24 protein-coding genes are annotated in these 25,930 nt (G+C 71.0%); 21 read left to right on the forward strand and 3 right to left on the reverse strand.

Features of this window, described 5'->3' with window-relative positions; all coding sequences use genetic code 11:
• Nucleotides 1–70: 70 nt before the first annotated feature.
• Nucleotides 71–2,947: an alpha-L-fucosidase gene (locus NFX44_RS26720; protein WP_262286352.1), complete on the reverse strand. Its 2,877-nt coding sequence runs from the start codon at nt 2,945–2,947 to the stop codon at nt 71–73.
• A gap of 773 nt (nt 2,948–3,720) precedes the next feature.
• Between NFX44_RS26720 and NFX44_RS26725 the strand changes: the two genes are divergently transcribed.
• The 12 genes from NFX44_RS26725 (at nt 3,721) to NFX44_RS26780 (ending at nt 13,994) form a co-directional block, all read left to right on the forward strand.
• Entirely contained in the window at nt 3,721–5,010 is a 1,290-nt protein-coding gene (locus NFX44_RS26725) for an ABC transporter substrate-binding protein (RefSeq protein WP_262286353.1), read from the forward strand.
• A 185-nt stretch (nt 5,011–5,195) separates the two neighbouring features.
• Nucleotides 5,196–6,068 (forward strand): carbohydrate ABC transporter permease, encoded by an 873-nt coding sequence (locus tag NFX44_RS26730; protein WP_262286354.1) that lies wholly within the window; start codon nt 5,196–5,198, stop codon nt 6,066–6,068.
• On the forward strand, nt 6,065–6,895 hold the full coding sequence (locus NFX44_RS26735; protein ID WP_262286355.1) for a carbohydrate ABC transporter permease: 831 nt from the start codon (nt 6,065–6,067) through the stop codon (nt 6,893–6,895). The genes NFX44_RS26730 and NFX44_RS26735 overlap by 4 nt, the downstream gene beginning before the upstream one ends.
• An 87-nt stretch (nt 6,896–6,982) precedes the next feature.
• Nucleotides 6,983–7,831, forward strand: a complete 849-nt coding sequence (locus NFX44_RS26740; RefSeq protein WP_262286356.1) for a fumarylacetoacetate hydrolase family protein — start codon at nt 6,983–6,985, stop codon at nt 7,829–7,831.
• Entirely contained in the window at nt 7,828–9,210 is a 1,383-nt protein-coding gene (locus tag NFX44_RS26745) for an L-fuconate dehydratase (RefSeq protein ID WP_262286357.1), read from the forward strand. The genes NFX44_RS26740 and NFX44_RS26745 overlap by 4 nt, the downstream gene beginning before the upstream one ends.
• Nucleotides 9,210–9,983, forward strand: coding sequence for an SDR family NAD(P)-dependent oxidoreductase (locus tag NFX44_RS26750; protein ID WP_262286358.1), 774 nt, complete (start codon nt 9,210–9,212; stop codon nt 9,981–9,983). The genes NFX44_RS26745 and NFX44_RS26750 overlap by 1 nt, the downstream gene beginning before the upstream one ends.
• A gap of 14 nt (nt 9,984–9,997) precedes the next feature.
• Complete coding sequence (locus tag NFX44_RS26755) at nt 9,998–10,309, forward strand: L-rhamnose mutarotase (protein ID WP_262286359.1); 312 nt, start codon at nt 9,998–10,000, stop codon at nt 10,307–10,309.
• Nucleotides 10,306–11,316: an aldo/keto reductase gene (locus tag NFX44_RS26760; protein ID WP_262286360.1), complete on the forward strand. Its 1,011-nt coding sequence runs from the start codon at nt 10,306–10,308 to the stop codon at nt 11,314–11,316. The genes NFX44_RS26755 and NFX44_RS26760 overlap by 4 nt, the downstream gene beginning before the upstream one ends.
• Complete coding sequence (locus tag NFX44_RS26765; protein WP_262286361.1) at nt 11,313–12,164, forward strand: amidohydrolase; 852 nt, start codon at nt 11,313–11,315, stop codon at nt 12,162–12,164. Before NFX44_RS26760 ends, NFX44_RS26765 begins: the two co-directional genes overlap by 4 nt.
• A gap of 32 nt (nt 12,165–12,196) precedes the next feature.
• A complete protein-coding gene (locus NFX44_RS26770; protein ID WP_262286362.1) occupies nt 12,197–12,880 on the forward strand; it encodes a FadR/GntR family transcriptional regulator in 684 nt (227 codons plus the stop codon).
• Nucleotides 12,881–13,094: 214 nt separating this feature from the next.
• A complete protein-coding gene (locus NFX44_RS26775) occupies nt 13,095–13,655 on the forward strand; it encodes a low temperature requirement protein A (RefSeq protein ID WP_262286363.1) in 561 nt (186 codons plus the stop codon).
• Between the two features lie 141 nt (nt 13,656–13,796).
• Nucleotides 13,797–13,994 (forward strand): hypothetical protein, encoded by a 198-nt coding sequence (locus NFX44_RS26780; RefSeq protein WP_262286364.1) that lies wholly within the window; start codon nt 13,797–13,799, stop codon nt 13,992–13,994.
• A 209-nt stretch (nt 13,995–14,203) separates the two neighbouring features.
• Here the strand turns inward: NFX44_RS26780 and NFX44_RS26785 are convergent, their stop codons facing one another.
• Complete coding sequence (locus tag NFX44_RS26785) at nt 14,204–15,328, reverse strand: DUF4236 domain-containing protein (protein WP_262286365.1); 1,125 nt, start codon at nt 15,326–15,328, stop codon at nt 14,204–14,206.
• 436 nt (nt 15,329–15,764) lie between these two features.
• Between NFX44_RS26785 and NFX44_RS26790 the strand changes: the two genes are divergently transcribed.
• Both NFX44_RS26790 and NFX44_RS26795 read left to right on the forward strand, forming a co-directional pair.
• Nucleotides 15,765–16,082, forward strand: a complete 318-nt coding sequence (locus NFX44_RS26790) for a YciI family protein (RefSeq protein ID WP_262286412.1) — start codon at nt 15,765–15,767, stop codon at nt 16,080–16,082.
• A gap of 19 nt (nt 16,083–16,101) precedes the next feature.
• Nucleotides 16,102–16,233 (forward strand): hypothetical protein, encoded by a 132-nt coding sequence (locus tag NFX44_RS26795; RefSeq protein WP_262286366.1) that lies wholly within the window; start codon nt 16,102–16,104, stop codon nt 16,231–16,233.
• A gap of 6 nt (nt 16,234–16,239) precedes the next feature.
• On the opposite strand, the gene NFX44_RS26800 is transcribed toward NFX44_RS26795, so the two are convergent.
• Nucleotides 16,240–16,734 (reverse strand): nucleoside deaminase, encoded by a 495-nt coding sequence (locus NFX44_RS26800; RefSeq protein WP_262286367.1) that lies wholly within the window; start codon nt 16,732–16,734, stop codon nt 16,240–16,242.
• Between the two features lie 252 nt (nt 16,735–16,986).
• Here NFX44_RS26800 and aceB point away from each other — a divergent pair, with 252 nt between their 5' ends.
• The 7 genes from aceB to NFX44_RS26835 all read left to right on the forward strand — a co-directional run bounded on the left by aceB (nt 16,987) and on the right by NFX44_RS26835 (nt 25,907).
• Nucleotides 16,987–18,570: a malate synthase A gene (gene aceB / locus NFX44_RS26805; RefSeq protein WP_262286368.1), complete on the forward strand. Its 1,584-nt coding sequence runs from the start codon at nt 16,987–16,989 to the stop codon at nt 18,568–18,570.
• 29 nt (nt 18,571–18,599) lie between these two features.
• Nucleotides 18,600–20,072: an FAD-linked oxidase C-terminal domain-containing protein gene (locus NFX44_RS26810; protein WP_262286369.1), complete on the forward strand. Its 1,473-nt coding sequence runs from the start codon at nt 18,600–18,602 to the stop codon at nt 20,070–20,072.
• Nucleotides 20,072–21,340, forward strand: coding sequence for an FAD-binding oxidoreductase (locus NFX44_RS26815; RefSeq protein WP_262286370.1), 1,269 nt, complete (start codon nt 20,072–20,074; stop codon nt 21,338–21,340). The genes NFX44_RS26810 and NFX44_RS26815 overlap by 1 nt, the downstream gene beginning before the upstream one ends.
• Nucleotides 21,340–22,761, forward strand: a complete 1,422-nt coding sequence (locus tag NFX44_RS26820; RefSeq protein ID WP_262286371.1) for a (Fe-S)-binding protein — start codon at nt 21,340–21,342, stop codon at nt 22,759–22,761. Before NFX44_RS26815 ends, NFX44_RS26820 begins: the two co-directional genes overlap by 1 nt.
• Nucleotides 22,762–22,816: 55 nt before the next feature.
• Nucleotides 22,817–24,700, forward strand: a complete 1,884-nt coding sequence (locus tag NFX44_RS26825) for an L-lactate permease (RefSeq protein WP_262286372.1) — start codon at nt 22,817–22,819, stop codon at nt 24,698–24,700.
• A 51-nt stretch (nt 24,701–24,751) separates the two neighbouring features.
• Complete coding sequence (locus tag NFX44_RS26830) at nt 24,752–24,979, forward strand: DUF6767 domain-containing protein (protein ID WP_262286373.1); 228 nt, start codon at nt 24,752–24,754, stop codon at nt 24,977–24,979.
• A gap of 154 nt (nt 24,980–25,133) precedes the next feature.
• The gene (locus NFX44_RS26835) at nt 25,134–25,907 is read left to right on the forward strand and encodes a (Fe-S)-binding protein (RefSeq protein ID WP_262286374.1); all 774 of its coding nucleotides are present in this window, start codon (nt 25,134–25,136) and stop codon (nt 25,905–25,907) included.
• The last annotated feature ends 23 nt before the right edge of the window (nt 25,908–25,930 follow it).

Genomic DNA, 25,930 nt, shown 5'->3' on the forward strand with positions numbered 1-25,930 from the left:
AGTCGATGCCCTGCTCGCGCACGACCTGGCGGAGCAGGGCATCGACGGTGGGTGGGTGCCGCGGGTAGGGTCAGCCCAGCGACAGCCGGTCGAGGTCCGGTGCGGAGTCCTCGTCGTTGTGAATCTTGATGGTGTTGGCGCCCGCCTGAAGGGTGATGGGGACCGAGGTCGTGTAGGGCGTGTTGTTGCCGACGCCGCTCACCTTGACCTCGATGGGCGTACCGCCGTTGACCGTCACGAAGAACGAGCGGTCACCGTTCACCGTGAAGTCGATGAACAGGGTGTACTGGCGAGCCGTGTCGACGGTGACGTTCTCGAACAGCACGTAGGCGTCCGAGCTGCCGCCGATGTTGCGCACCTTCTGCCCGCCGGAGCAGGGCGAGCAGCTGGTGATGCCGGAACTGCCCAGCTGGTTGCCCGAGTCCTCGGCCTCCCGCATGAACACCCGGTCCGCTGGGCGCAGTTGCACCCGCAGGTCGCGGCTGACCTGGCTCGGCCTGCCGAGCGTCTCGAACGACGCCACGACCGGGATCTTCGCCGAGCTGACGTCCTGGCCGGCCGGCGAGGTGATGGTCCAGCTGCCCTCCAGAACCTGCCCGAGGCGCATCTCCCTGGACGTCGCGGCGCCGCCGGTGATCGACCAGCCGGCGGGGACGACCGGGGCCATGCTGACCTGGTCGAGTGCGTCGTCGACGTCGAGCCGCAGCCGCGCCGTGACGGTGACCGACTGCTGCCCCGGGCCGACCCACTGAACGCCGGCGGGCTCCACCGTCATCGTGGTTCGCGGCACGGAGGACGAGGGTGGCAGGGGCCCGACCGCGATCCGGTCGATTCCCGGCCCGCGGGCGGCCGAACTGAACAGCGTGATGGTGTTGGCGCCGGCTCGCAGCGGCACGGCGACCGCCGAGGCGACGGGCACGTCCGGGTTGTCCGCGGCGAGCGGCACCTCGACCGCGGCACCGCCGTTGACGCTCACCGAGAGCGAGGCGCCGGCGCCGGTGTGGTCGATCTGCAGCCGGTAGGTACCGGCCTCCGATGCGGTGACCCCCTGGTAGGTGACCGAGTTGCGGGTGCCGCCGCCGAGCCCGACGACCTGGTGCGAACCGGAGCAGGCGAGGCACTTCGCCGGCTTCGCCTTGCCGTTGAGCGCGTTGCTCCGCGACTCCGCCTCCAGCGGCAGTTGGGTGCCGACCGGCCCCGGGTAGTCGTAGGCCACCTTGACCTCGTCGATCCGCAGCTGCCGGTAGAACGTCGGCGCCTGCGGACCGCCCCAGGTGTTCAGGACCTCCAGCTTGATGAACCGGGCGTGCTGGTCGCCGATGTCGATGAATTGCGCCCCACGGGCGCTGGGCATCGCGCCGCTGCGTACCGGCTGCCCCCATCGCACGCCGTCCTTGCTGACGTAGACGCGGTAGTCCTTGATCCGCGCCGAGTCCTCCGGCCGGCCGAACGACTCCCGGGCGTAGGTCGGCGACCACTCCCGCTGGTTCACCGCGAGGTACCTCGCCTTGCGGGTGTCTCCGAGATCCAGCGTCAGCGAGACCGGCAGCTGTCTGTTGCTGTCCCAGTAGTTCTCGAAGCTTCCATCCACCAGGGCGCCGGCCGGGTGGCCCTCGCGGGAGGACGACGCGGACGCCTTGATCATCGACTGGGGGTAGAACGACTGCTGGCCGGCCGTGCTCACCTGGAACACCGTGTCGTAGGTGTCCCAGGTGTCGACGCCGAGGATCGTCAGGTACCCGCCGGACTGGCTGAACCGCATCCGCTCGCCGGTCCTCAGGTCACTCACTCCGGTTACCTGATAGCCGTTGTCGCGCAACCGGACCTGATCCGTGCGCGGCCGGGTCAGCACGTGCACGTACTGGGTCTTCGCACCGGGTTCCACGGTGATGACGCCGTGAGCCCCGTCGTTCCAGAAGCCGGGCTGCATGCCGCCGTAGAGGTAGCCGCCGCCCTCGGTTCCGACCAGCGAGGACCGGATCGGCGGCACCCACTCGGCCATGAAGTTGTTGAACGCCTCCTGCTGCGCGGGGAACTTGCCGGTCACCATTGGTGTCTCCGCCATGAGGGACTTCATGGACGAGCCGGCGTTGGTGATGTAGCGACCGGTGCTGAGCCGGACGTCGACGGCGTGGTCGCCGCCGTCGTACCACCAGGAGCCGGTCGTCGGCAGCTTGTAGTCGGCCTCGGTGAGGCGCGGCATGGGGGTGAAGGCGGCCTGTGGATAGTCGTAGGCCGGCGTCATGCCGGTCTTCTGCTCATTGCTGACCGTGTCCATGATCGGCGTGTCCTCGTTGTTGTTGCTCAACAACCAGGACGGTCGCTTCTCGCGGATCTGCTCGTAGAGGTTGTTCCGCTCCCAGTAGGCGTTGTCGTTGTCGATCCAGAACCCGCCCAGGTCGGCGTACTTCTCCATCACCTCGAAGAACAGGTCGTAGCTGAACATGCCGAACCCGTCGCGGCTGGTCAGGTCGACCTGCTGGCCCTTGTACGCCGAGTAGGCCGCCGAGTCCAGGGTCTCGACGCCGAGCTCGCTGTGCCACTGGGGGTCGTCGGTCATGTAGAGGATGACCCGGACCCCCTTGGCCTTGCCGGCCTCGATGAGCTCGCCGAGGATGTCGCGCTCGGTGGCGCAGCTGCCGGGGATCTTCGACGGCCAGGGGCGGGCGTACCCGAGCCGGCTGTGGAAAGTGGCCAGGACGATGTAGGAGGCGCCGAGCTTGCGGGCCTCATCCACCCAGTAGTCCGGGGTCCAGCCGCCCTCGGTGACGTCGTCCTGCCACTCCGCGCAGTCGCGGTGGGCCGGGGCGGTGAACATTCCCCAGTGCAGGAACAGGCCGGCCGTGGATTCACGCATCCACTGTTGTCGCGGATGCTGGACCTCCGCGTGGGCGGCCGGGGCGCCGATGAGCCCCGCGGTCAGGACGAGGACGAGCGCGGCGCCCAACAGGCGCCACCTGCTCCACGCCCGCTCGGATCGTGGTCGGGTACCGCCGTGCGGTCGAAGTCTCATGGGGACATCGCCTCTCGATGGTCTGTCTGGTCAGTGGTTACATCGAGGTTTCGAATAAGACATCCGATGATTACAACCGCCATCGGCGATGGTCAAGACCTCCGCAGACCCGCCATAGGGCTCGATGAACATCCTCGCAGGCAGATCGCACCATGCGAGGGGGAAGGCGGCCAGGCCGTTCCGCCGTCGAGCGAGCGTGATGAGCAGTCATCCGATCATTGCCGGCCTGCCCGTGATTCATCGGATGACCGGGCGTGCCCCGCTGGCGGAAGCCGGCTGCCTACCCGACGCGGACGACAGTACGTCGCGGTCGACGGCCGTCGTCTTCTTCTGGGGTCGCGGACAGGCCGTCGGACGGCGGCGGCAGCCGGTGGACGTCCCCGTGCGGCATCACCGGTCGGATTCGCTTGTACCGCGCCATCAGGGGCGCCGGGCCTCGGCCAGCTCCTCGTCGGTCCGCTGCGGCAGGTTGCCGCCGATGGCCAGCACGCCGGCCATGGATGGGTATTCGACACCGGTCCAAACAGGCGAAGTAGCTCGAATCCGAGAAATGCCGTGCACTGGGCAGTCATCCGATCGATCCGGCGTTGGAGGACGGCTTTTCCGGGTTCAGGCGTTGACACTCCGCCGAAAGATCGGATGTACTGCGCTCCGGCGTTGACCCTTCGCCACTCCCACCACTGTCCGACCTCACGAGAGGTGGCTCAATGCGGAACAAGCCCCGAGCATTCCGGGTGGCGGCCGCACTCGCGGCCGTCGTCGCCCTCAGCGCCTGCACGGTCGGTGACAAGTCGTCCACTGCGGACGGCAAGCAGGAGGTCACCTTCCTGACCTTCGAGACGCCGAACCTCACTCCCCAGTACTGGGATGCCGCGATCAAGCGGGTGACCGACAGGAATCCCGACATCACCGTCAAGAAGCTGGTGGCCCCGACCGCGGACGGTCGGACGGCGTACGCCAAGCAGCTGCTGCAGTCGGGCCAGTTCCCGGACGTCATGATTGCGGTTTCCCCGGCGGGATTCGCCGAGGCCGGAAACCTCTACGCGTGGCAGCCGGACGAGCTGAAGGACTTCCTCTACCCGACGGCGAACCCGATCAACGGGAAGTACTACCAGCTGCCGGCCAACACCCAGACCATCCCGCCGATCTACTACAACAAGAGGATGTTCGCCGACGCCGGCGTCACCTCGACCCCGAAGACCTGGGCTGAGCTGCTCGACGCGTCGGCGAAGCTGAAGGCGAAGGGGATGACGCCGTTCGTCATCGGCGGTGGCAAGGACGGCTTCGCCTCGTCGATGATCCTGTCCGGTCTCGTGAGTGTGGACCTGTACGCGAAGACGCCGGACTGGCTGACCAAGCGACGGTCGGACCAGGCGAAGTTCGCCGACCCCGACTTCGAGAAGGCGCTCGGCAAGTTCGCCGACCTGGCCGCCAAGGGCTACCTCGACAAGTCGGCCGTCTCCCGGGATTACGCCGCCACGGAGCAGGCGTTCCTGGACGGCAAGGGTGCGATGTATCCGATGGGGAACTGGTTCGCGGCGAACGCCGACACCAAAAAACCCGACTTCGAGATCGGCGTGTTCAACTTCCCGACCGAGGATGGCAAGGTCGTGGCGCCCGCCTACACCGGCGGCGGCATGATCGTCAGTGCGAAGGCGAAGAACGTCGACGCGGCGAAGAAGTTCGCGCTGGCGTTCCAGCTCGACAAGGAGCAACTCGACGCGTCCGTCAAGGCTGACGGTCTCTTCCCCGCGATCAAGGGCTACACGCTGCCCTCGGACGTGGGTCCGGTTTTCAAGGCGGGATACGCGCTCTACCAGCAGGCGCAGGCCCAGCAGGCCGTCGTGCACGCATTCCGCTGGGAGACGGCCGACGACGGGCTGCTGCCCGGAATGGCCGACAAGGTCGACTCGGCCGCACAGGATCTGATCACGGGACGCAAGACGCCCGCTCAGGCCGCCGCCTTCCTCGACACGGAGTGGTCGAAGGCCGGCTGATCCGGCGACGCGTTTCGACCGGGTGTGGAGAGCGCGCTCGCTTTCCACACCCCCTCGGTCGCACCGATGCAGGCGACGGTCGACCGGTAAGGATGGAAGGAGTAGGCGCAATGGTTGCCCAGGTCGCTAGGCCTGCCACACGGCCCGCATCGGAGGAGACGACAAGAACCCGGCGACGACGCCCGTTGGGGCCGGCCCTCGGGCACTTCGCATCGTTCGCCGCCCCCGGGCTGCTGATCTACGCCTGCTTCGTCCTGGCGCCCATTCTGGTCAGCCTCGGCTACAGCCTGACCAACTACAACCCGTTCAACCCACCGACGAAGTACGTGGGACTGGAGAACTACCAGCTGTTGCTGCGCGACGACCAGTTCCTCACGGCGCTGCGGGTGACGACCATTCTCACCGTGATCGTGGTGATCGTGCCGAACGTGCTCGGGCTGGCGGTCGCGCTGCTGCTCGACCGGCACGGGTGGCTCTACAACGCCCTGCGCAGCGTCTTCTTCACCCCGGTCATCCTGAGCTCCGTGGTCGTGAGCGTCATCTGGTCGCGCCTGCTGGACAGCGACGGACCGCTCAACGAGATGCTGAGGGCCCTCGGGGTCGACCAGCCCCCCGGCTGGCTCTCCGATCCGGCCGTCGCCCTGTACTCGGTGGCGTCGATCATCAGCTGGCAGATGCTGGGCTTCTGTGTCGTGGTCTACCTCGCCGGCCTCCAGGGTGTGCCCGTCGAGCTGCAGGAGGCCGCGGCGATCGACGGCGCCGGCCCGGTCCGCCGGTTCCGCGCCGTCACCTGGCCGATGCTGGCGCCCGCCCTGACGGTCAACACCGTCGTCCTGCTGATCTCCGCGTTCAAGGCATACGACTACGTCAAGGTGATCACCAACGGCGGGCCGGGATCCGGCACCACCGCCACCATCGCCTTCAACGTGCTCCAGACCGGCTTCGACGCCAACCACGGTGGATACGCCTCCGCCATGGCGATCCTGATGTTGCTCATCGTCGCGGTCGTGACCGCGATCGCGCTGAGGTTTCTGCAGCGCCGGGAGGTGGACCTGTGAAACATGGCAAACCGTCGTTCCTGCGTCCCGGTGTCGCGATCACGCTCGCCGCGGTCTTCTTCGTGCCGCTGTACTTCGTCCTGGCGAACGTCTTCAAACGCGGCGACCTGATCGCCAAGCAACCCGCCCAGCTTCCGCTGCCGCCCACACTTGCCAACATCCAGGCGGTGCTCACCCGTCCGGACCGCCTGTTCTGGGTCAGCCTCACCAACAGCATCGTCGTCACCCTCCTGTCGGTGCTGGTGCTCATCGTGCTCTCCGCGATGCTCGGCCACTACCTCGCCCGCACCCGCAATCGGTGGACCCGGGCACTGACCCTCCTCCTGCTGTGCGGGCTCATGATCCCTCCGCAGGTGATCCTCATACCGATCACCGACGTGCTGCGGTTCACCCACCTGATGGCGACACTGCAGGGTCTGGTGCTGTTCAACGTCGGCTACTACGTACCGTTCGGCATCTTCGTCTTCATGGGCTTCATCCGCGCCGTACCGGTCGAACTCGAAGAGGCCGCGCGCATCGACGGTGCGAGCCGGATGCAGGTCTTCTGGCGCGTCGTCTTCCCGTTGCTGCGCCCCGCGACCGCGAGCGTCGTCATCTTCCTCAGCGTGTGGATCTGGAACGACTTCATCAATCCGCTGATCATTCTCGGCCCGAGCCAGGGGACCACGATCACCACCGGCATCTACCGCTCGATCGGGCAGTACCAGGCGGATTTCGGAAGCCTCTTCGCGCTGATGTTCCTGGCCACGCTGCCCGTGCTGATCTTCTACCTGGCTCTGCAACGACAGTTCGTCAAGGGCCTGACCGGAGGCGCCACCAAGGGGTAGCCGGGGCGCCGCAGCGCCGCGGCGCATTGACGTGAGCTGACAGAGAACGACGTATTGGATGTGCGACATGAATTCTGGGGGCGACGCATGAGGCTCTTGCGGGTGGGCGCACCAGGACGGGAGCGCCCGGCACTGCTTGACGAGGCCGGGCGACTGCGTGACCTCAGCGGGTTGATCGACGACCTGGACGCATCGTTCCTCGCCACCCACGGCATCCGGCGGCTGGCGGAACTCCCGACGGCCGAGTTGCCGGTGCTCACCACCGGAGGACTGCGCATCGGACCACCGCTGCGACCCAACAAGATCGTCTGCATCGGCTTGAACTACCGGGACCACGCCGCCGAGACCGGTGCCCCGCTCCCGACCGAGCCGGTCGTCTTCCTGAAGGCCCCGGACACCGTGGTGGGGCCCGATGACACGGTTCTTGTTCCGCGTGGCAGCACGAAGACCGACTGGGAGGTCGAGCTCGCCGTCGTCATCGGACGCACCGCTCGCTACCTGTCCAGCCTCGACGAGGCGCTGGACTGCGTCGCCGGCTACGCCGTAGCCAACGACGTCTCCGAGCGGGAGTTCCAACTCGAGCGTGGCGGCCAGTGGGACAAGGGCAAGTCCTGTGAGACCTTCAACCCGCTCGGACCGTGGCTGGTCACCGCCGACGAGGTGCCCGACCCGCAGGCCCTGAGGCTGCGGCTGTGGGTCAACGGTGACCTGCGGCAGGACGGCACCACCGCCGACATGGTCTTTCCGGTGGGGGAGATCATCCGCTACCTGAGCCAGTTCATGGTGCTCCACCCGGGCGACGTGATCAACACCGGCACCCCGGCCGGAGTGGCACTGGGGCAACCCGAACCGAAGCCGTACCTGGTCGCGGGCGACGTCGTCGAGCTGGAGATCGACGGGCTGGGGCGCCAGCGCCAGGAGGTGGGGCAGGCATGAACTTCACCGAGCTGGAGGTCCTCGACGTCCGCTTCCCGACCTCGCGGGAGTTGGACGGCTCCGACGCCATGAACCCCGACCCCGACTACTCGGCCGCCTACCTCGTGGTGCGCACCGACGAGGTGGACGGACACGAGGGGCACGGCTTCGCCTTCACCATCGGCCGCGGCAACGAGGTGCAGGCGGCCGCGATCGCCTCGCTGCGGCCGTACCTCCTCGGCAGGTCGGTGGAGGCGGTCCTGGCCGACCTCGGCGGCCTCTGGCGCGAGCTCGTTCACGACTCGCAGCTGCGCTGGCTCGGCCCGGAGAAGGGCGTCATGCACATGGCGATCTCCGCCGTGATCAACGCCCTGTGGGACCTGCGGGCCAAGCGGGAGGGGCTGCCGCTGTGGCAGCTGCTGAGCCGGCTGAGCCCTGAGGAGCTCGTCGAGCTGATCGACTTCCGCTATCTCACCGACGCCCTGACCCGCGACGAGGCGCTGCGGATCCTGCGCACCGCACAACCGGGACGCGCCGAGCGGGAGGAGTTGCTGCGACGCGAGGGGTTCCCGGCCTACACCACGTCGCCGGGCTGGCTGGGCTACGACGACGACAAACTGCGCCGCCTGTGCAAAGAAGCGGTGGCGGAGGGCTTCACCCAGATCAAGCTGAAGGTCGGCGCGGATCTGGCCGACGACATCCGGCGGATGGACATAGCCCGGCAGACCTGCGGGCCGGACATCCGCATCGCGGTCGACGCCAACCAGCGCTGGGACGTGCCGGAGGCGATCAGCTGGGTGCGTGAGCTAGCCCCGTTCGACCCGTACTGGATCGAGGAGCCGACCAGCCCGGACGACGTCGTCGGGCACGCCGCGATCGCCCGCGGGGTGGCACCTATCCGGGTCGCGACGGGCGAACACGTCGCCAACCGGGTCGTCTTCAAGCAGCTGCTCCAGCTCGAGGCGATCTCCTACGTGCAGATCGACGCGGCTCGGGTCGCCGGGGTCAACGAGGTTCTCGCGATCCTGCTGCTGGCGGCGAAGTTCCGTGTGCCCGTGTGCCCGCACGCGGGCGGGGTGGGCCTCTGCGAGCTGGTCCAGCACCTGTCGATGTTCGACTTCGTCGCCGTGTCCGGCTCGATGCAGGACCGGGTCATCGAATACGTCGACCACCTGCACGAACATTTCGTCGATCCGGTGGTGGTTTCGCGTGGCCGCTACCTCGCCCCGACCGCACCGGGCTTCAGCGCCACCATGCGGCCGGAGACGCTGGCCGAGTACGTCTTCCCGCACGGCCCGGTCTGGTCCGCCGCGGGCGCGCCCGGTCCGACGGTGAGTGGGAGCGGCGGCGGGCGGCACCGCGACGAGGACGACCGGACCGATGGTGAGGTGGAACGGTGATGGGTGATCGAGGCGAGTTCACCGGGTTGAGGGCCCTGGTGACTGGCGGGGCGTCGGGCATCGGGCTGGCGACGGCGACCCTGCTGGCGAAGCGCGGCGCCGCCGTGGCCTGCCTGGACCTGCGCCCCGAGGCGGTGCCCGAGCCGCTGCTCGGTTTCGCGGCGGACGTCGCCGACGACCCCTCGGTGCGCGAGGCCGTGGCCGCCGCCGCCCAGGCGCTCGGCGGCATTGACGTGCTGGTGAACAACGCCGGCATCGGAGCCCGCGGCACGGTGGAGAGCAACCCGGACGACGAGTGGCACCGGGTGCTCGACGTGAACGTGGTCGGGATCGTCCGGGTGACCCGCGCCGCACTGCCGCACCTGCGCGCGTCGTCCCAGGCGGCGATCGTCAACACCTGCTCCATCGCGGCGACCGCCGGCCTGCCGGACCGGGCGCTGTACAGCGCCAGCAAGGGGGCGGTGCAGTCGCTGACGTTGGCGATGGCGGCCGACCATCTGCGCGAGGGGATCCGGGTCAACTGCGTCAACCCCGGCACGGCGGACACGCCGTGGGTGCGGCGGCTGCTGGACGCGGCCGAGGACCCGACGGCGGAGCTGGCCGCGTTGCAGGCACGCCAGCCCCTCGGCCGGTTGGTCAGCGCGAACGAGGTGGCGGCGGCGGTCGCCTACCTTGCCAGCCCGCTCGCCGGGTCGACCACCGGCAGTGTCCTCGCCGTCGACGGCGGCATGCAGGGCCTGCGGCCGCGCCCCGCCGCGGACCGTCCTGACTGAGGGAAGGAGCTGCCATGCAACGGATAGCCCTGCACACCCGGCTCAAGCCGGGCAAGGAAGGCGAGTACGACACGGTGCACCGGGTCATTCCCGCCGAGCTGGACAGCGCGCTGCGCGCGGCCGGGGTGCACTCGTGGCGGATCTGGCGGGACGGGCGCGACCTGTTCCATCTGGTCGAGGTCGAGGACTACCAGCGGATGCGACACGAGTTGCGGGATCATCCCGCGAACGTGCCCTGGCAGGCCCGGATGGCGGAGTTGCTGGAGGTCGAGGACGACTACTCGGGTGCCGACTCGGGCCTGCGCCTCGTCTGGGAGCTGCCGTGACCGTCGTCCGGTTGGGCCGGTCCGAGGTGACCGTGAGTCCGCAGGGTCTCGGCTGCGCCCAACTCGGCAATCTCTACACGGCGCTGAAAGACGCCGAGGCCGCGGACACCGTGGCGGCGGCGTGGGAATCCGGCATCCGGTACTTCGACACCGCACCCCACTACGGGCTCGGGCTCTCCGAGCGCCGGCTCGGCAACGCGCTACGCGGCCTGCCGCGACCCTCGTACACGGTCAGCACCAAGGTTGGTCGCCTGCTCCTGCCGGATCCCGCCGGAGCGGCGCGACGTGACCCGGCGGGCTTCCACGTGCCGGCCGACCACCGTCGGGTGTGGGACTTCAGCGCCGACGGGGTGCACCGTTCGCTGGAGGCGAGCCTGGTCCGGCTCGGCCTGGACCGGATCGACGTGGCGCTCATCCACGATCCGGAGAACCACCAGATCCAGGCACTCGAGCAGGCCTATCCGGCCCTGCACGACCTGCGGGCACAGGGTGTCGTCGGCGCGATCGGAGTCGGGTCGATGCAGTGGCAGGTGCTACACCGGTTCGTCACCGGGACCGAACTCGACGCCGTCATGGTTGCCGGCCGGTACACGCTGTTGGAGCAGCCCGCCCTAGACGCGCTGCTGCCGGAGTGCGCACAGCGCGGCGTCTCCGTACTCAACGCGGGCGTCTTCAACAGCGGCCTGCTCGCCGTCGACCGGCCACACACCGGGCTGCCCTACGACTACCACGCCGCGCCGGCCCCGATGGTCGACCGGGTGCGGGCGATCGCCGCCATCTGCGCCCGGCACGGGACCTCGCTGCCGGCGGCGGCGCTCGCCTTCGCCGGCGCACACCCCGCGGTGGCGGCGGTGGTGGTCGGGGCGCACGACCCAGGGCAGGTGCGGCGGAACGCGGCGCTGCAGGCAGCCGCACCACCGCCGGCCGACTTCTGGTCCGAGCTGGTCGCCGAAGGGCTGCTGCGCCCGGATGCCCCGGTCCCGGTCCGTCCGTTGGGTAGGCCATGATCGTCGACGCGCACCACCACCTGTGGCGGATCGACGACGGCTACCGGTGGCTCGACGAGCCGGAGCTGGCCCCGATCCGCCGGTCGTTCCTGCCCGCCGATCTCCAGCCGGAGCTGTCCGCCGCCGGCGTCGACCGGACGATCCTGGTGGAGGGCGGACGCTGCGACACCGCGGAGGCGGCCATCCTGCTCCGGTACGGGAGCAGCACCGCAGCGATCGGCGGGGTGGTCGCCTGGGCCGATCCGGCCGACCCCGCGCTCGCCGACACCATCGCCCGCTACCGGCAGCTGCCCGGGGGTGAGCTGCTGGTGGGCGTCCGGCCGCAACTGCAGGGCGAGGCGGACCCGGAACACCTCGACCGCCCGCAGGTCCGGCGCGGGCTTCGTGCCATCGCGGAGGCCGGCCTGGCGTTCGACGTCGTGGTCCGGGTCGACCAGCTCGCGGCGGTGGCCCGGGCCGCCCGGGACGTCCCGGAGCTCGGCTTCGTCCTCGACCACCTGGGCAAACCCCGCATCCGCGACGGCGCGGCCGGCCTGGCCGAATGGGCGGGTCCGGTCGCGGAACTCGCGGCACTGCCGAACGTCACCGCCAAGCTCTCCGGGCTGGTCACCGAGGCAGACTGGAACCGGTGGCGGGTCGCGGACCTGCGGCCGTTCGTCGGCGCGGCGGTGGAGCTGTTCGGACCCGAGCGGCTGATGTTCGGCTCGGACTGGCCGGTCTGCCGGCTGGCCGCCGACTACGGCGCGGTGCTGTCGGCGGTGGCCGAGGCGTTGCCTCCGCTGTCACCGCGGGAACGGGCGGCGGTGTTCGGTGGCACAGCGGCGCGAACCTACCGACTCGGACCCTGAGCACGTACCGGTTTTCGTGGTAGATAGGGACGGTGAAGGAACGCATGGCGGTCACCGACGAGGCGATCGGCAAGATCAAGCAGATGATCGTCGCGGGCGAACTGCGCCCCGGTGATCGGCTGCCACGCGAACCCGACCTCGCCGAGCGGCTCGGCCTGTCCCGCAACTCCCTGCGCGAGGCGGTCAAGGCGCTGTCGCTGATCCGGGTGCTGGACGTACGCCAGGGCGACGGCACGTACGTGACGAGCCTCGACCCGGCGATGCTGCTCGACGCGTTGAGCTTCGTCGTCGACTTTCACCGGGACGACACCGTCCTCCAGTTCCTGGAGGTACGCCGCATTCTCGAGCCGGCCGCCACCGCGCTCGCCGCGCAGCGGATCAGCGACGAGGAACTCGGCAAGCTCCGGAGCGTCCTGGAGGCGCTCGGCGAGGATCCGAGCATCGACGAGCTGGTCGCCAACGACCTGGAGTTCCATCGGCAGATCGCGGCCTGTGCGGGCAACAAACTGCTCACCTCGCTGCTCGACAGCCTCTCCGGCCCGACCACCCGCGCCCGCATCTGGCGGGGACTGACGCAGGAAGGCGCCGTCCACAAGACCCGCGAACAGCATGCCGCGATTTTGGAGGCCATCGCCTCCCGGCAGCCCGAGCTGGCCCGATCCTGGGCGACGGTCCACATCGCCGGCGTCGAGGAATGGCTGGGCCGCATTGTCTGAGCGCGCCGATCGTTGGACGTACCGCTACCGGCACCCCCGTGACGAGAGAACGGCCCCGGCTATGGCTCACCGGCGTGACTGATGGCTGCCAGCTGCACCCGGAGCTGCCGGCACTGCGGGCCCTCCGGCCCGAAGCCCAGCACCCCGTCCGATACGCGCCGCGAGGTGACCAGGCGGCCTGGCGAGCCGCCGAGGACCGGATGGGTGGCTGAGAATGCCAAGCGGTCATCTCCATGGGCACCGCCGTGGCCTACACCCCCATTCCGCTCGGATCATCGTCGCCGCCGCACTGGGCACTGCCCTGCTCGCCGCACTCTGGTGGATCTACTTCAGCACAACCGCCATCTACGGTGCGCGGGTGCTCGCCGCAAGCGGCAGAGGCCGGCGTGCGGCGCTGGCTCAGGACGCCTACGCGCTGCTGCACCTGCCGATGATCGCCGGCATCGTGCTCGTGTCACTCGGGCTCGGCAAAACGATGTCCGTGCTGGGCAACCGGGGCCTGTTCGAACTTGGCGTCCCGCTGTACCCGCTCCCGCACCTTGCCCTCTACGGCGGCGTGATCATCTACCTGCTCGCAGACCACGCGATCCGGTGGCGGCTGACCCACCGCGTCCACCCACAACGCATAACGCAGACTTTGGTGATCACAGCACTGGCACCCGCCACCGTCCATGTGCCAGCCCTGATCACGCTCACCGCACCGACCGCAGTCTGCCTCGGGTTCATCACGATCGAAGTGAAACGCCGAGGTTGGTTGACCCGACGAGGTCAGTGAGGAAAGCGCCGTCGACCGGAGAAGCCGGGCGAGCACCTCAGCAGTTCCGCGGCCGCCGGCCAGCGCAGCGGCGTCCCCGGGCACGGCACGATCACCAGTGGCACGCCGGCCGACTACCCGCCCACCGCGCCCTGGATCGGTATGACCGGCTCCGACCGGCAGACCTACGGACTGCTCTACGACGACACCGACTTTGTCGCGTACGCCGCCTACAACCGGGTGATGAGCCAGCGCGATCGGGCTTTCGGGGCCGGCCCGCAGTCATGGCGACGTAAGCTCGCCAAGGCCGCCGCTGAGGGGGTAGCCGCCACCCCGGCAGGCTCGAACACCGTGGCCTAGCTCCCGGTTTGGACTGGCTGGATGACGAAGACCACGTCGGTCGGCTGCCGGAAGACGCGTCGGCTGGACGCGGTCGAAGTCTGCTTGCTCGATCAGGGGCGGCTGGCTTCCCGGCGACGCTGCCACGGCAAGGCTCGGCTGTGGCCCACGTCGAAGAACTCCCCGACGATCAACCCACCTCGAGGCGTGATCAGCGTCCGGGCGAGCCGCTACCGGCCGCTGGTGAGTTCGGTCAGATCGACCGCGGCGACGAGTTGGGCGAGGGCGGGTTCGGCGGCGAGGTCCAGCGGGAGCAGTTCCCCGGTCCGTGCCCGGGAGTTGAGCAGCAGTTCCCGGCTGGTGTCGTGCACGATCGCCGTGGCGTCGGCGTTCTGCCACCGCACCCCGTGCAGGGCCTTGCGGTCGAACGTCGCCGCGAGCAGGCAGGACATCCGCGGCCGGCCGTAGGCGTCGTGGCCGTGCTGGCGCAGGACTGCCACCCGCGCGGCGGCGATGCCCGGCGCGACGGCCAAAGCCTCCCGCACGGTGACCAGGACCTGGCCGCAAACGAACTGTTTGTAGTAGGCGGCGCGGTCGCGCTGGGGCAGCTTGCGCAGCGTCAGGTTGCCGGCCTGCGTCGTGGCGGGCATTCGCTCGGGCACCACCTGGTCGACGCCGGGTACGAGCACGGCCAGGGAGACCTCGTCGGCGCTGACTCCGACGGAGGCGCTGGGCGCCTCGTTGTCCTCGAAGGCCTCCTCCAGGGTTTCCAGCACGACCTCGGGCACGTTCGTGCAGAGTTGGTGCCACCGCTGGTCGAGGTACTGCTGCCACCCCGCCTGCTGCTCAAGCCGGTTGGCCCACTGCCGTTGTATTTCCGCCTCGGTCCACTGCGCCGCCTGCTGCTTCGCCTGGGCCCGTCGGCTGCGCTCGAACACCCCAATGCCGGCCAATGCGTGGTTCTCATAGTGCTTGCGGATGCTGTCCCGATCAGGTGGTGCCGGTTGTGGCGCGATCGGCCGGGCGGCGGCGGGGAAGTCCACCCGGTGCAGCTCGAGGATGCGCTGGAACGCCCGGGCGAGGCGCTGGGCTTCCTCGGCTCGCTGCGCCTGCGCCGCCTGGCGCTGCTGTGCGGCGAGCTGCCGCTGGTAGCCGGCCGCGGACGAGGACCGGCCACCGGATCGGCGGCCGCCCCCGAGGGAGCTGTAGAAACCGACCGGTCCGACGCCGCTGGAGAAGCCGGTACGGCCGCCACCGACGTGGATCCGGGCGGCGCGCGGCCCGACACTGGTGCGGATCCCTCGGGAGGAGGCCCGGATACGCACGCCCGGTGCCAACTTAATCGAGAACCCCATCCGCTGACCGTAGACCGCCACGACCTCAGGGCTGTTCATCCAGCGATCCGACGTCGCCTCGCCGGTCGGGCCAGCTGGCCCGCCAGGTCGGCGTCACGCTGGGCCAAACGGTGACACATATGGTGGACGGTTGGGTGTTAGCAATATCTGCGTTCGCAAGCGCACTGGACGGGATTCGTACCAACCGCCGCAGGACCTGTGGCACGGGCAGTGCCTTCGCCCTGCCAGCCGCGAGCGGTCCAGATCGGAGCGGGCCTGCCCTACCCGACACAACAGATCCCGCCCGCTCAGCCCGGCCAACGGTCGTGGTGGCGAAGGCTCTCCCGTCCCACGTAGATGGTGCTCGATCAGCCGCTTCTCACCGCGGGCACCGTACCGGCATCGGCCACCGACGTCTCTCTACCTCGACTACGAGGCTCCCGGACGAACGCCCGGCATCCGCACGGCGCCGTCTGACGAGGAGACGCAGACCATGTTCAGGGAGACCGATCGGATCAACGACGAACTGCGGGCCGCGGGCGCCTGGGCCTTCGTCGGAGGGCTCCTGTCGCCGCACAGCGCCACCGTCGTCCGGGTCGAGAACGGGACCACCACCATGAGCGATGGGCCGTTCGCCGAGACGAAGGAGCACATCGCCGGATTCTGGATCATCAAGTGCGCGGATCTGGACGAGGCGCTGGCCTGGGCCGAAAAGTGCGCGGCGGCGTGCGGGCCGGTCGAGGTGCGCCCGTTCGACGACCTGTCCCAGGCCTGAACAGGAGCCGGTCACCGACATGGACCTGGCGAGCATCTACCGCGCGGAGTACGGCCGTTGCGTCGCCACCCTGGCCCGCGTCCTCGGTGTCATTCAACACCGGGGGCAACCGATGTACCGCACCCGCTGGCACATCCGTACCCGCTGGTGATGGTCCCTACTGACCGGCGCGCCGGTTCGCGGCGCGTTCGTGCAGGAGCCGCATCTCCTCGTCGAGCGGAGCGACCGGGCCGTCAACGGTGAGACCCGGCGCTACGGCGGTGACGGGAAGCACGGCCACCGGCCCGGCCGGCAGGCCCCACTCCGCTCGCCAGGTGGCGAGCTGCGAGCTCGACGCCACGTAGACGATGCGGCCGAGTCCGACCCAGGCGTGGGCCGCCGCGCACATCGGGCAGTGCTCTCCCGAGGTGTAGACGGTCGCGGTGGCCCGCGCCGCCGGCGGCAGGTGTCCGGCCGCCCACTGCGCCAGGGCGAGCTCGGGATGCGCCGTGGGGTCCGCCGAGGACGTCTCCCGGTTCCGGGCCTCCGCCAGCACGTCTCCGCTCGGGCCGACCAGGACCGACCCGAACGGGTCGTCGCCCTCCGCCAGGGCTTCTGCGGCCAGCGCCACGCAACGCCGCAGATGGGTGATGTCCTGTGGGTCGGTCGTCATGGCCGGCTCTCCTCCCGATTGTGCGATCATCGCCAGCTTCGCAGACGCGGCGGGCGCCCCGGGACCTGGATGGCGGGGCCCCGACCCGACCGTTCGCCGTTCACCGCAGGCCAGGCACCGCTCGCCGCAGTGGATCGACCGTTCCCGGCGACTGTGCCGTCACTCAACTCGCGGCCATGACCAGCGAGAACTACAGTCGGCTGGAGCACCACCGGATAGATCGCGACACATATCACGGTGAGGAGCGAGTCGATGGCCAACCCTGCCGGCATCGAGGTCACCGGGCCGATGCACCCCCGGTACGACGAGATTCTCACCCCCGAGGCGTTGAGCTTCCTCGCCGACCTGCACCGCGCCTTCGACGCCCGCCGCCGTGAACTGCTCGACCGGCGCAGGCGGCGCGAGGCCGAGCTCGCCGGCGGCGCGCTGTTCGACTTCCTCCCCGAGACCCGGGAGATCCGCGAGTCCGACTGGCGGGTCGCCGACCCCGCGCCGGGCCTGGTCGACCGCCGGGTGGAGATCACCGGCCCGACGGACGCCAAGATGACCATCAACGCGCTGAACTCCGGGGCGAAGGTGTGGCTGGCCGACCACGAGGACGCCAACACCCCGCTCTGGGAGAACGTCATCTCCGGCCAGCTCAACCTGCGCGACGCGATCGACCGCAAGCTCGACTTCACCTCGCCGGACGGCAAGCAGTACGCCCTGCACGACGGTGAGCTGGCCACCATCGTGGTCCGGCCGCGCGGCTGGCACCTCACCGAGAAGCACATCCTGGTCGACGGCGAGCGCACCTCCGGCAGCCTTGTCGACTTCGGTCTCTACTTCTTCCACTGCGCCCGCCGGCAGCTCGACCGCGGCGCCGGCCCCTACTTCTACCTGCCCAAGATGGAGAGCCACCTCGAGGCGCGACTGTGGAACGACATCTTCCTGCTCGCCCAGGAGCGCCTCGGCGTCCCGCGCGGCACCATCCGGGCCACCGTGCTGATCGAGACGTTCCCGGCCGCGTTCGAGATGGACGAGATCCTCTACGAGTTGCGCGAGCACTCCGCCGGGCTGAACGCCGGCCGGTGGGACTACATGTTCAGCGTGATCAAGAAGTTCCGCACCCGGGGCGCCGACTTCCTGCTGCCCGACCGGAACTCGGTGACCATGACGGTGCCGTTCATGCGCGCGTACACCGAACTGCTGGTGCGGACCTGCCATCGGCGGGGGGCGCACGCCATCGGCGGGATGGCCGCGTTCATCCCCAGCCGCCGCGACCCGCAGGTCAACGAGACGGCGTTGGCGAAGGTCCGGGACGACAAGACGCGGGAGGCCAACGACGGGTTCGACGGCTCCTGGGTCGCCCACCCCGACCTGGTGCCGATCTGCCGGGAGGTCTTCGACCAGGTCCTCGGTGACCGGCCGAACCAGCTCGACCGCACCCGCGACGAGGTCCGGGTGACCGCCGCCGAGCTGCTCGACGTCCGGTCCACCCCCGGGCAGCACACCGAGGGCGGGCTGCGCAACGCGGTGAGCGTCGGCGTGCAGTACCTGGCCACCTGGCTGCGGGGCTCCGGCGCGGTGGCCATCTACAACCTCATGGAGGACGCGGCCACCGCGGAGATCTCCCGCAGCCAGGTGTGGCAGTGGCTGCACAACGACGTCACCCTCGACGACACCGGCGAGCGGGTCACCCGGGAACTGGTCGAACGGATCGCCGACGAGGAGATCGGGAAACTGCCCGGCGCCCCCGGTGACTACGCCGACGCCCGGGCGCTGTTCATGAAGGTCGCCGTCGTCGACGAGTTCGCCGACTTCCTGACCGTGCCCGCGTACGAACGGATGCCCTGACCGACGGCCGACGCGACAGGGAGGTGGCGATGAGCACGACCACGACGGACCTCGACGCTCTCGCCGCCGCCCTGCGGGCCGCCATCGGCGCCGACCGGGTGATCAGCGACCGGCAGGAGCTGCGCACCTACGAGTGCGACGGGCTGGCCCAGTACAAGGTGATCCCCGCGCTGGTGGCGCTCCCGGCGGACGCGGAGCAGTGCGCCGCCGTCGTGCGGGCCTGCGTGGCCGCGGGTACGCCGTTCGTGGCCCGCGGCTCCGGCACCGGGCTCTCCGGCGGCGCGCTGCCCCGCGCCGACGGCGTCCTCGTGGTCACCTCGCAGATGCGGGACATCCTGGAGGTCGCCCCGGACGACGAGCGCGCGGTGGTGCAGCCCGGCGTGATCAACCTGGCGGTCACCCGGGCCGCCACCCCGTACGGCTACTACTACGCGCCGGACCCGTCCAGCCAGCAGATCTGCTCCATCGGCGGGAACGTGGCGGAGAACTCGGGCGGTGCCCACTGCCTGAAGTACGGCTTCACCACCAACCACGTCCTCGGCGTCGAGCTGGTCACCCCGGACGGCGACCGCGTACGCCTCGGCGGCCGCGCCCCCGACGCCCCCGGCTACGACCTGCTCGGCGCGTTCGTCGGCTCCGAGGGCACGCTCGGCATCGCCACCGAGGTGACCGTCCGGCTGACCCGGCTGCCCGAGTCGGTGCGCACCCTGCTCGCCGCGTTCGAGACGACCGACCAGGCCGGCGCGGCGACCTCGGCGATCATCGCGGCCGGGGTGGTGCCGGCGGCGGTGGAGATGATGGACGCCCTGGCCATCGAGGCGGCCGAGGCGGCGGTGCACTGTGGCTACCCGGCCGGCGCCGGGGCGGTGCTGATCGTCGAGCTGGACGGGCCGGAACCGGAGGTCGCCGCCCAGTTCGCGCAGGTGGAGAGCCTGTGCCGGGAGAACCGGGCGTTCGAGATCCGGATCGCCGCCGACGACGCCGAGCGGGCGCTGTTCTGGAAGGGGCGCAAGTCCGCGTTCGCCGCCGTGGGGCGGATCAGCCCGGACTACATCGTCCAGGACGGGGTGATCCCGCGGACCGCCCTGTCGGAGGTGCTGCGCCGCATCGGCGAGCTCTCCGCCGAGCGCGGCATCCGGGTGGCGAACGTCTTCCACGCCGGCGACGGCAACCTGCACCCGCTGGTCCTCTTCGACGCCGCCGTCGACGGCGAGACCGCCCGCGCCGAGGAGGTCTCCGGCGCGATCCTCGACCTCTGCGTCACCCACGGTGGCTCGATCACCGGCGAGCACGGCGTGGGCATGGACAAGGCGAAGTACATGCCCCGCATGTTCACCGACGACGACCTGGACACGATGCAGCTGCTGCGCTGCGCGTTCGACCCGGACGGGCTGGCCAACCCCGGCAAGGTCTTCCCGACACCCCGCCTCTGCGGCGAGGTGCCGGGCCGCCGCAAGGGGGCCCACCCGGCGCAGGAGGCCGGCCTGGCGGAGGTGTTCTGATGCCCGCCGACCGGACCCTCGACCAGCTCCGCGCCGCCGCCGAGCCCCGCCCCGACGGCGGCCCGGTCGTCCGCACCGCCGGCGGGCACGACACCGTCGCCGGGGTGGCGGCCCGCTACGTCGCCGCGCCCCGGGACACCGGCCAGGCCGCCGCCCTGCTGCGCGCGGCGGCCGCGCTCGACCTGGCCGTCGCGTTCCGCGGCGGCGGCACCAAGCAGGACTGGGGGAGTCCACCCCGTCGACTCGACCTGATCCTCGACACCACCGCCCTGACCGGGGTGGTCGAGCACGCCGCCGGCGACCTGATCACCGTGGTCCGGGCCGGCACCCGCCTCGACGAGCTGCCGGCCACCCTGGCCGGCGCCGGGCAGCAGCTCGCCCTCGACGCCCCGCTGCCCGGCGGCACCGTCGGCGGCGCCGTCGCCACCAACACCAGCGGCCCGCGCCGGATGCTCTACGGAACGGTCCGCGACCTGCTCATCGGGGTCACCCTGGTGCGCGCGGACGGGGTGGTGGCGCACGCCGGCGGCAAGGTGGTCAAGAACGTCGCCGGCTACGACCTGGGCAAGCTGGTCACCGGCGCGTACGGCACGCTGGGGCTGATCACCGAGTGCGCGTTCCGGCTGCACCCGCTGCCCGCCGCCGTCGCCTACGTCTCCCGCGCCGTGGACGACCTGGCCGAGGCCGGACGCCTGGCCGGCACGGTACGGGCGGCCCAGCTCGTACCCACCGCGCTGGAGGTGGACGCGCCGGCCGGCGGGCCAGCGACGGTCACCGTGCTGCTGGAGGGCACCCCGGCCGGGGTGACCGCCCGGGCCGCCGCGGCCCGCCGGCTGCTCGGCGCCGACGCCACCGACGCCGACCAGCCGCCCGACGGCTGGGCACGCTCTCCGTGGCGGGACGGGGACGTCGGCCTGAAGCTGACCGCCGCGCTCTCCGGCGTACCCCGGCTGCTGGGCGAGGCCCGCGCGGCGGCCGACCGGCACGACCTGCCGCTGGCGCTGCGCGGTTCGGCCGGGGTCGGTGTCCTCTACGCCGGCCTGCCCGGCGCATCCGACCCGGAGCGGGTCGCCGGCCTGGTGGACGCGCTGCGGGCGGCGACCGCCGCCGCCGGCGGGCACACGGTGGTGCTCACCGCACCCGCGCCCGTGCGGGACCGGGTCGACCTGTGGGGACCGGTACACGGCCTGGAGCTGATGCGCCGGGTCAAGCAGCGCTTCGATCCGGACGCCCGGCTGGCGCCCGGCCGATTCGTGGGAGGGATCTGATGAGCATCCCCCAGCAGCCCGGCCCGACCCCGGTCACCTCACCCGGCGGCAGCCAGCCGGCCAGCGGGCCCCGGGACGTGCTCGGCGCGGCCGCCCAGCCACCCGGCGTCGGCGCCTTCGACGAGCACCACCCGCCGTCCGCCGAGCTGGTGGCGGACTGCGTGCACTGCGGCTTCTGCCTGCCCACCTGCCCGACCTACGTGCTGTGGGGCGAGGAGATGGACTCGCCGCGCGGGCGGATCTACCTGATGAAGCAGGGGTTGGAGGGCGAGCCGCTCGCCGACTCCATGGTCACCCACTTCGACCGCTGCCTCGGCTGCATGTCCTGCGTGACGGCCTGCCCGTCGGGCGTCCAGTACGACCGGCTCATCGAGGCCACCCGCCAGCAGGTCGAACGCCGGCACCGTCGCGGACCCCGGGACCGGGCGCTGCGGGCGGCGATCTTCGCCCTCTTCCCGTACCGGAGGCGGCTGCGGCTGCTGCGCGGGCCACTGCGGGCGTACCAGGCCACCGGCCTGCCCCGGCTGGTCCGCCGGAGCGGGTTGCTGCGCCGGCTGGCACCCACCGTGGCGGCGGTGGAGTCGCTGGCCCCCCGGCTCGGCCGGGCCGCCCGCCCGCCGCAGCGGGTGGCCGCCGTGGGCACCCGGCGGGCCGTGGTCGGCATGCTCACCGGCTGCGTGCAGGGCGCCTTCTTCCCCGAGGTGAACGCCGCCACCGCCCGGGTGCTCGCCGCCGAGGGCTGCGAGGTGGTGATCCTGCCCGACCGGCAGGGCTGCTGCGGGGCCCTGAGCGTGCACAACGGACGGGAGGAGGAGGCGCGCCGCTTCGCCCGCCGGATGCTGGACACGTTCGCCGTCGCCGGCATCGACTACTTCGTGGTCAACGCGGCCGGCTGCGGCTCCACCCTCAAGGAGTACGGCGACCTGCTGCGCGACGATCCCCGGTACGCGGCGCTCGCCGCCGACTTCGCCGGCAGGGTCCGCGACCTCTCCGAGGTGCTCGTCGAGCTCGGCCAGGTCGCCACCCGGCACCCGCTACCGGTGACGGTCGCCTACCACGACGCCTGCCACCTGGCCCACGCCCAGGGGGTCCGCGCGCAGCCCCGCCGGCTGCTGCGCGACATCCCCGGCCTGGAGCTGCGGGAGATCGCCGATCCGGAGATCTGCTGCGGCTCGGCGGGCATCTGGAACATCCTCCACCCCGGGCCGGCCGCCGAACTCGGCGACCGCAAGGCCCGCACCGTACTGGCCACCGGGGCGCGGCTGCTCGTCACCGCCAACCCCGGCTGCCTGATGCAGGTCGCCGCCTCGGTGACCCGCGCCGGCGGCGACATCGCGCTGGCACACACCGCCCAGGTCCTCGACGCCTCGATCCGCGGACGAGGCGTCGAGGAGTTGCTGCACCGGCGAACCCCGTCCTGACGGCGGGATCCACCGTCACCGCTGACCCCCGTCCCCCATAGCGTCGAGGTGACCCATGTTCGACCAGTTCAAGGTCGTCACCGACCCCGTCGGTGACTCCGTCGCGCTCTCGGCCATCTTCGCGGTCCTACCCCTGCTCACCCTCTTCATCCTGCTCGGCGTCATGAAGGTCAAGGCCTGGCTGGCCGGTGTCATCTCCCTCGTGGTCGCCCTGATCGTGGCCGTCGCGGTCTACGCCATGCCGGTCGGGCAGGCCGTGCTCTCGGCCACCGAGGGCGCCGCCTTCGGCTTCTTCCCGATCCTCTGGATCGTCATCAACGCGATCTGGGTCTACAACCTCACCGTCGAGAGCGGACACTTCGACGTGCTGCGCCGCTCCTTCGAACGGGTCAGCCCGGACATGCGGGTCCAGGCGATCATCATCGCGTTCTGCTTCGGTGCCCTGCTGGAGGCGCTGGCCGGCTTCGGCACGCCGGTGGCGATCACCGTGGTGATGCTGATGGCGCTCGGGTTCCGCCCGATCCACGCCGCCTCGGTGTCGCTGCTGGCCAACACCGCACCGGTGGCCTTCGGCGCGCTCGCCACCCCGATCGTCACGCTGGCCAGCGTCAGCAGTGGCGCGAACCCCGACCCCCGGCTCACCGTCGACACCCTCGGCGCGATGGTCGGCCGGCAGACCCCGATCCTCGCGGTGGTCGTACCGCTGATGCTGGTGGCCCTGGTCGACGGGCGGCGCGGCATCCGCCAGACCTGGCCGGCCGCGCTGGTCGCCGGGGTGAGCTTCGGCCTGGCGCAATTCGTCGCGGCGAACTACATCTCGGTGCCGCTGACCGACATCGTCGCCGCGCTGGTCTCGGCCGCCGCCGTGGTGCTGCTGGTCCGCGTCTGGCGCCCGGTCACCCCCGCCGACCTCGGCCGCGAGCCGGAGGCCGCCACCGTGCCGGCCGCCCGCGGCGCGGTCGACGCGGAGCTGGCCGGCCCCGGCACGGTCCGCGCCACAGCCGGCACCCGCGCCGATACGACCAGCACCGCCGCCCCCGGGCTGGGCGGTTCCGGTGGGGAGACCCCGCCGGGTGATCCGCGCATCGACGAGACCGCTCCCGCCGACCGGCACCGCGGTGCCGACGACCTGGAGCCGCGGCCCACCGACCAGGTGCGCGCCGCCACGGCGGGCGGCCGGCGGGTCGCGGACACCCCGGCCGAGGTCGCCCGGGCGTACGCGCCGTACCTGATCATCATCGCGATCTTCTCCATCGCCAACCTCGGCGCCGTGAAGACGGCCCTGGCGAAGGAGCCGTGGACGGTGAAGTTCGACTGGCCGGGGCTGGACATCCTGGGCGGCAACGGCAAGCCGCTGTCCTCGATGACGTTCACCCTCAACTGGCTGCCCGCGGCGGGCACCCTGATGATCCTCGCCGCCATCCTGACCGCGCTGGTGCTGCGGGTCCCGGCGGGCCGGGCGCTGCGCGCGTACGGCCGCACCTATTTCGAGCTTCGCTACGCGATCGTCACGGTGATGGCGGTGCTCGCCCTGGCGTACGTGATGAACCAGTCCGGCCAGACCAACACCCTCGGCGCGTTCCTCGCGGCGGCCGGCGGGGCGTTCGTCTTCCTGTCGGCGATCCTCGGCTGGATCGGCGTCGCGGTGACCGGCTCGGACACCTCCGCCAACGCGCTGTTCGGCGCGTTGCAGGTGCAGACGGCGGCCCGGGCCGGGCTGGACCCGCTGCTGCTGGCCGCGGCCAACTCGTCCGGCGGGGTGCTGGGCAAGATGATCAGCCCGCAGAACCTGGCGATCGCCGCCGCCGCGGTCGGCATGGCCGGCCGGGAGGGGGAGATCTTCCGGAAGGTGTTCGGCTGGAGTCTCGTGCTGCTGCTGTTCATGTGCGTGCTGGTGGCGCTCCAGGGCTCCCCGGTCCTGAGCTGGATGGTGCCGTGATCGGGACCAGTGGCCCTGGACGGACCGCCCGAGGCCGCGGACCGTGGAGCTGTGAGCACCGCGACCAGAGTGGCCCGACCCGCCGCGACCTGCCCGATCCGGCCGGGGGAGCCCTGCACGCTCTGCCAGCTCGACGTCACCGGGCCGCAGGACTGCCCCCTGGTCTACCTGGTGATGGGGGACGACGAGCTGCGCGAGGGCGTCCACCGGACCCGGCTGGCCGTCGTCGGGCCGCAGCGGCCTCCTCGCCGGACCGATCCGGGTCACCGCACTCGGTGACATCCTGGTGCGGGCCCGGGCGGCTGGAACCGTCGGCAGGAGACCTGCCGGCACGACGGCCCCGCCTGCGCGCGACCCAGCACCTCGTCCGATACACGCCGCGAGGTGACCAGGCGGCCTGGCGAGCCGCCGAGGATCGGATGGGTGGCTGAGAATGCGGGTCGCCCTGTTCGTGACCTGCCTCGCCGACACCCTCTTCCCGGAGGCGGCCAAGGCGACGGTACGGCTGCTGGAGCGCCTGGGCCACGAGGTGGTCTTCCCCGAGGACCAGACGTGCTGCGGGCAGATGCACGTCAACACCGGCTACCCGGACGAGGCGCTGCGCCTGGTCCGCCGGCACGTCCGGGTGTTCGCCCCGTACGACGTGGTGGTGGCGCCGTCCGGCTCGTGCGTGGGGTCGGTGCGGCACCAGCACGCGATGGTGGCGCGCCGGGCCGGCGACGAGCGGCTGGCGAGCCGGGCGGAGGAGGTGGCCGCGCGGACGTACGAGCTGTCGGAGCTGCTGGTCGACGTGCTCGGGGTGACCGACGTCGGGGCGTACTACCCGCACCGGGTGACCTACCACCCGACCTGTCACTCGCTGCGGATGATCCGGGTCGGGGACCGGCCGCTGCGGCTGCTGCGCGCGGTCCGTGGTCTGGAGCTGGTGGACCTGCCGCAGGCGGAGCAGTGCTGCGGCTTCGGCGGCACGTTCGCGGTGAAGAACGCGGACACCTCGACGGCGATGCTGGCGGACAAGATGCGCAACGTGCTGGCCACGAGGGCTGACGTATGCACGGCGGGGGACGCCTCGTGCCTGATGCACATCGGTGGCGGGCTGTCCCGGCTGCGTGCCGGGGTGCGGACGGTGCACCTGGCGGAGATCCTGGCCAGCACCGAGGCGGATGCCCGAGGCGCCGGTCGGGACGTCGCGGGGGTGGCCCGGTGACGGCCTCGCGCGGGCCGGCCGAC

The sequence above is a fragment of the Micromonospora sp. MA102 genome, assembly GCF_025460765.1.
GTDB classification, from domain to species: Bacteria; Actinomycetota; Actinomycetes; order Mycobacteriales; family Micromonosporaceae; genus Micromonospora; species Micromonospora halotolerans.

Bases quoted from the DNA above. Each gene is read 5' to 3' on its own strand.
- NFX44_RS26740 (WP_262286356.1), top strand. From the start codon at position 6,983: ATGAGGCTCTTGCGGGTGGGCGCACCAGGACGGGAGCGCCCGGCACTG.
- NFX44_RS26765 (WP_262286361.1), top strand. From the start codon at position 11,313: ATGATCGTCGACGCGCACCACCACCTGTGGCGGATCGACGACGGCTAC.
- NFX44_RS26725 (WP_262286353.1), top strand. From the start codon at position 3,721: ATGCGGAACAAGCCCCGAGCATTCCGGGTGGCGGCCGCACTCGCGGCC.
- NFX44_RS26745 (WP_262286357.1), top strand. From the start codon at position 7,828: ATGAACTTCACCGAGCTGGAGGTCCTCGACGTCCGCTTCCCGACCTCG.
- NFX44_RS26780 (WP_262286364.1), top strand. From the start codon at position 13,797: ATGACCGGCTCCGACCGGCAGACCTACGGACTGCTCTACGACGACACC.
- aceB (WP_262286368.1), top strand. From the start codon at position 16,987: ATGGCCAACCCTGCCGGCATCGAGGTCACCGGGCCGATGCACCCCCGG.
- NFX44_RS26825 (WP_262286372.1), top strand. From the start codon at position 22,817: ATGTTCGACCAGTTCAAGGTCGTCACCGACCCCGTCGGTGACTCCGTC.
- NFX44_RS26815 (WP_262286370.1), top strand. From the start codon at position 20,072: ATGCCCGCCGACCGGACCCTCGACCAGCTCCGCGCCGCCGCCGAGCCC.
- NFX44_RS26795 (WP_262286366.1), top strand. From the start codon at position 16,102: ATGGACCTGGCGAGCATCTACCGCGCGGAGTACGGCCGTTGCGTCGCC.
- NFX44_RS26835 (WP_262286374.1), top strand. From the start codon at position 25,134: ATGCGGGTCGCCCTGTTCGTGACCTGCCTCGCCGACACCCTCTTCCCG.
- NFX44_RS26820 (WP_262286371.1), top strand. From the start codon at position 21,340: ATGAGCATCCCCCAGCAGCCCGGCCCGACCCCGGTCACCTCACCCGGC.
- NFX44_RS26755 (WP_262286359.1), top strand. From the start codon at position 9,998: ATGCAACGGATAGCCCTGCACACCCGGCTCAAGCCGGGCAAGGAAGGC.
- NFX44_RS26775 (WP_262286363.1), top strand. From the start codon at position 13,095: ATGCCAAGCGGTCATCTCCATGGGCACCGCCGTGGCCTACACCCCCAT.
- NFX44_RS26810 (WP_262286369.1), top strand. From the start codon at position 18,600: ATGAGCACGACCACGACGGACCTCGACGCTCTCGCCGCCGCCCTGCGG.
- NFX44_RS26750 (WP_262286358.1), top strand. From the start codon at position 9,210: ATGGGTGATCGAGGCGAGTTCACCGGGTTGAGGGCCCTGGTGACTGGC.
- NFX44_RS26785 (WP_262286365.1), bottom strand. From the start codon at position 15,328: ATGGGGTTCTCGATTAAGTTGGCACCGGGCGTGCGTATCCGGGCCTCC.
- NFX44_RS26800 (WP_262286367.1), bottom strand. From the start codon at position 16,734: ATGACGACCGACCCACAGGACATCACCCATCTGCGGCGTTGCGTGGCG.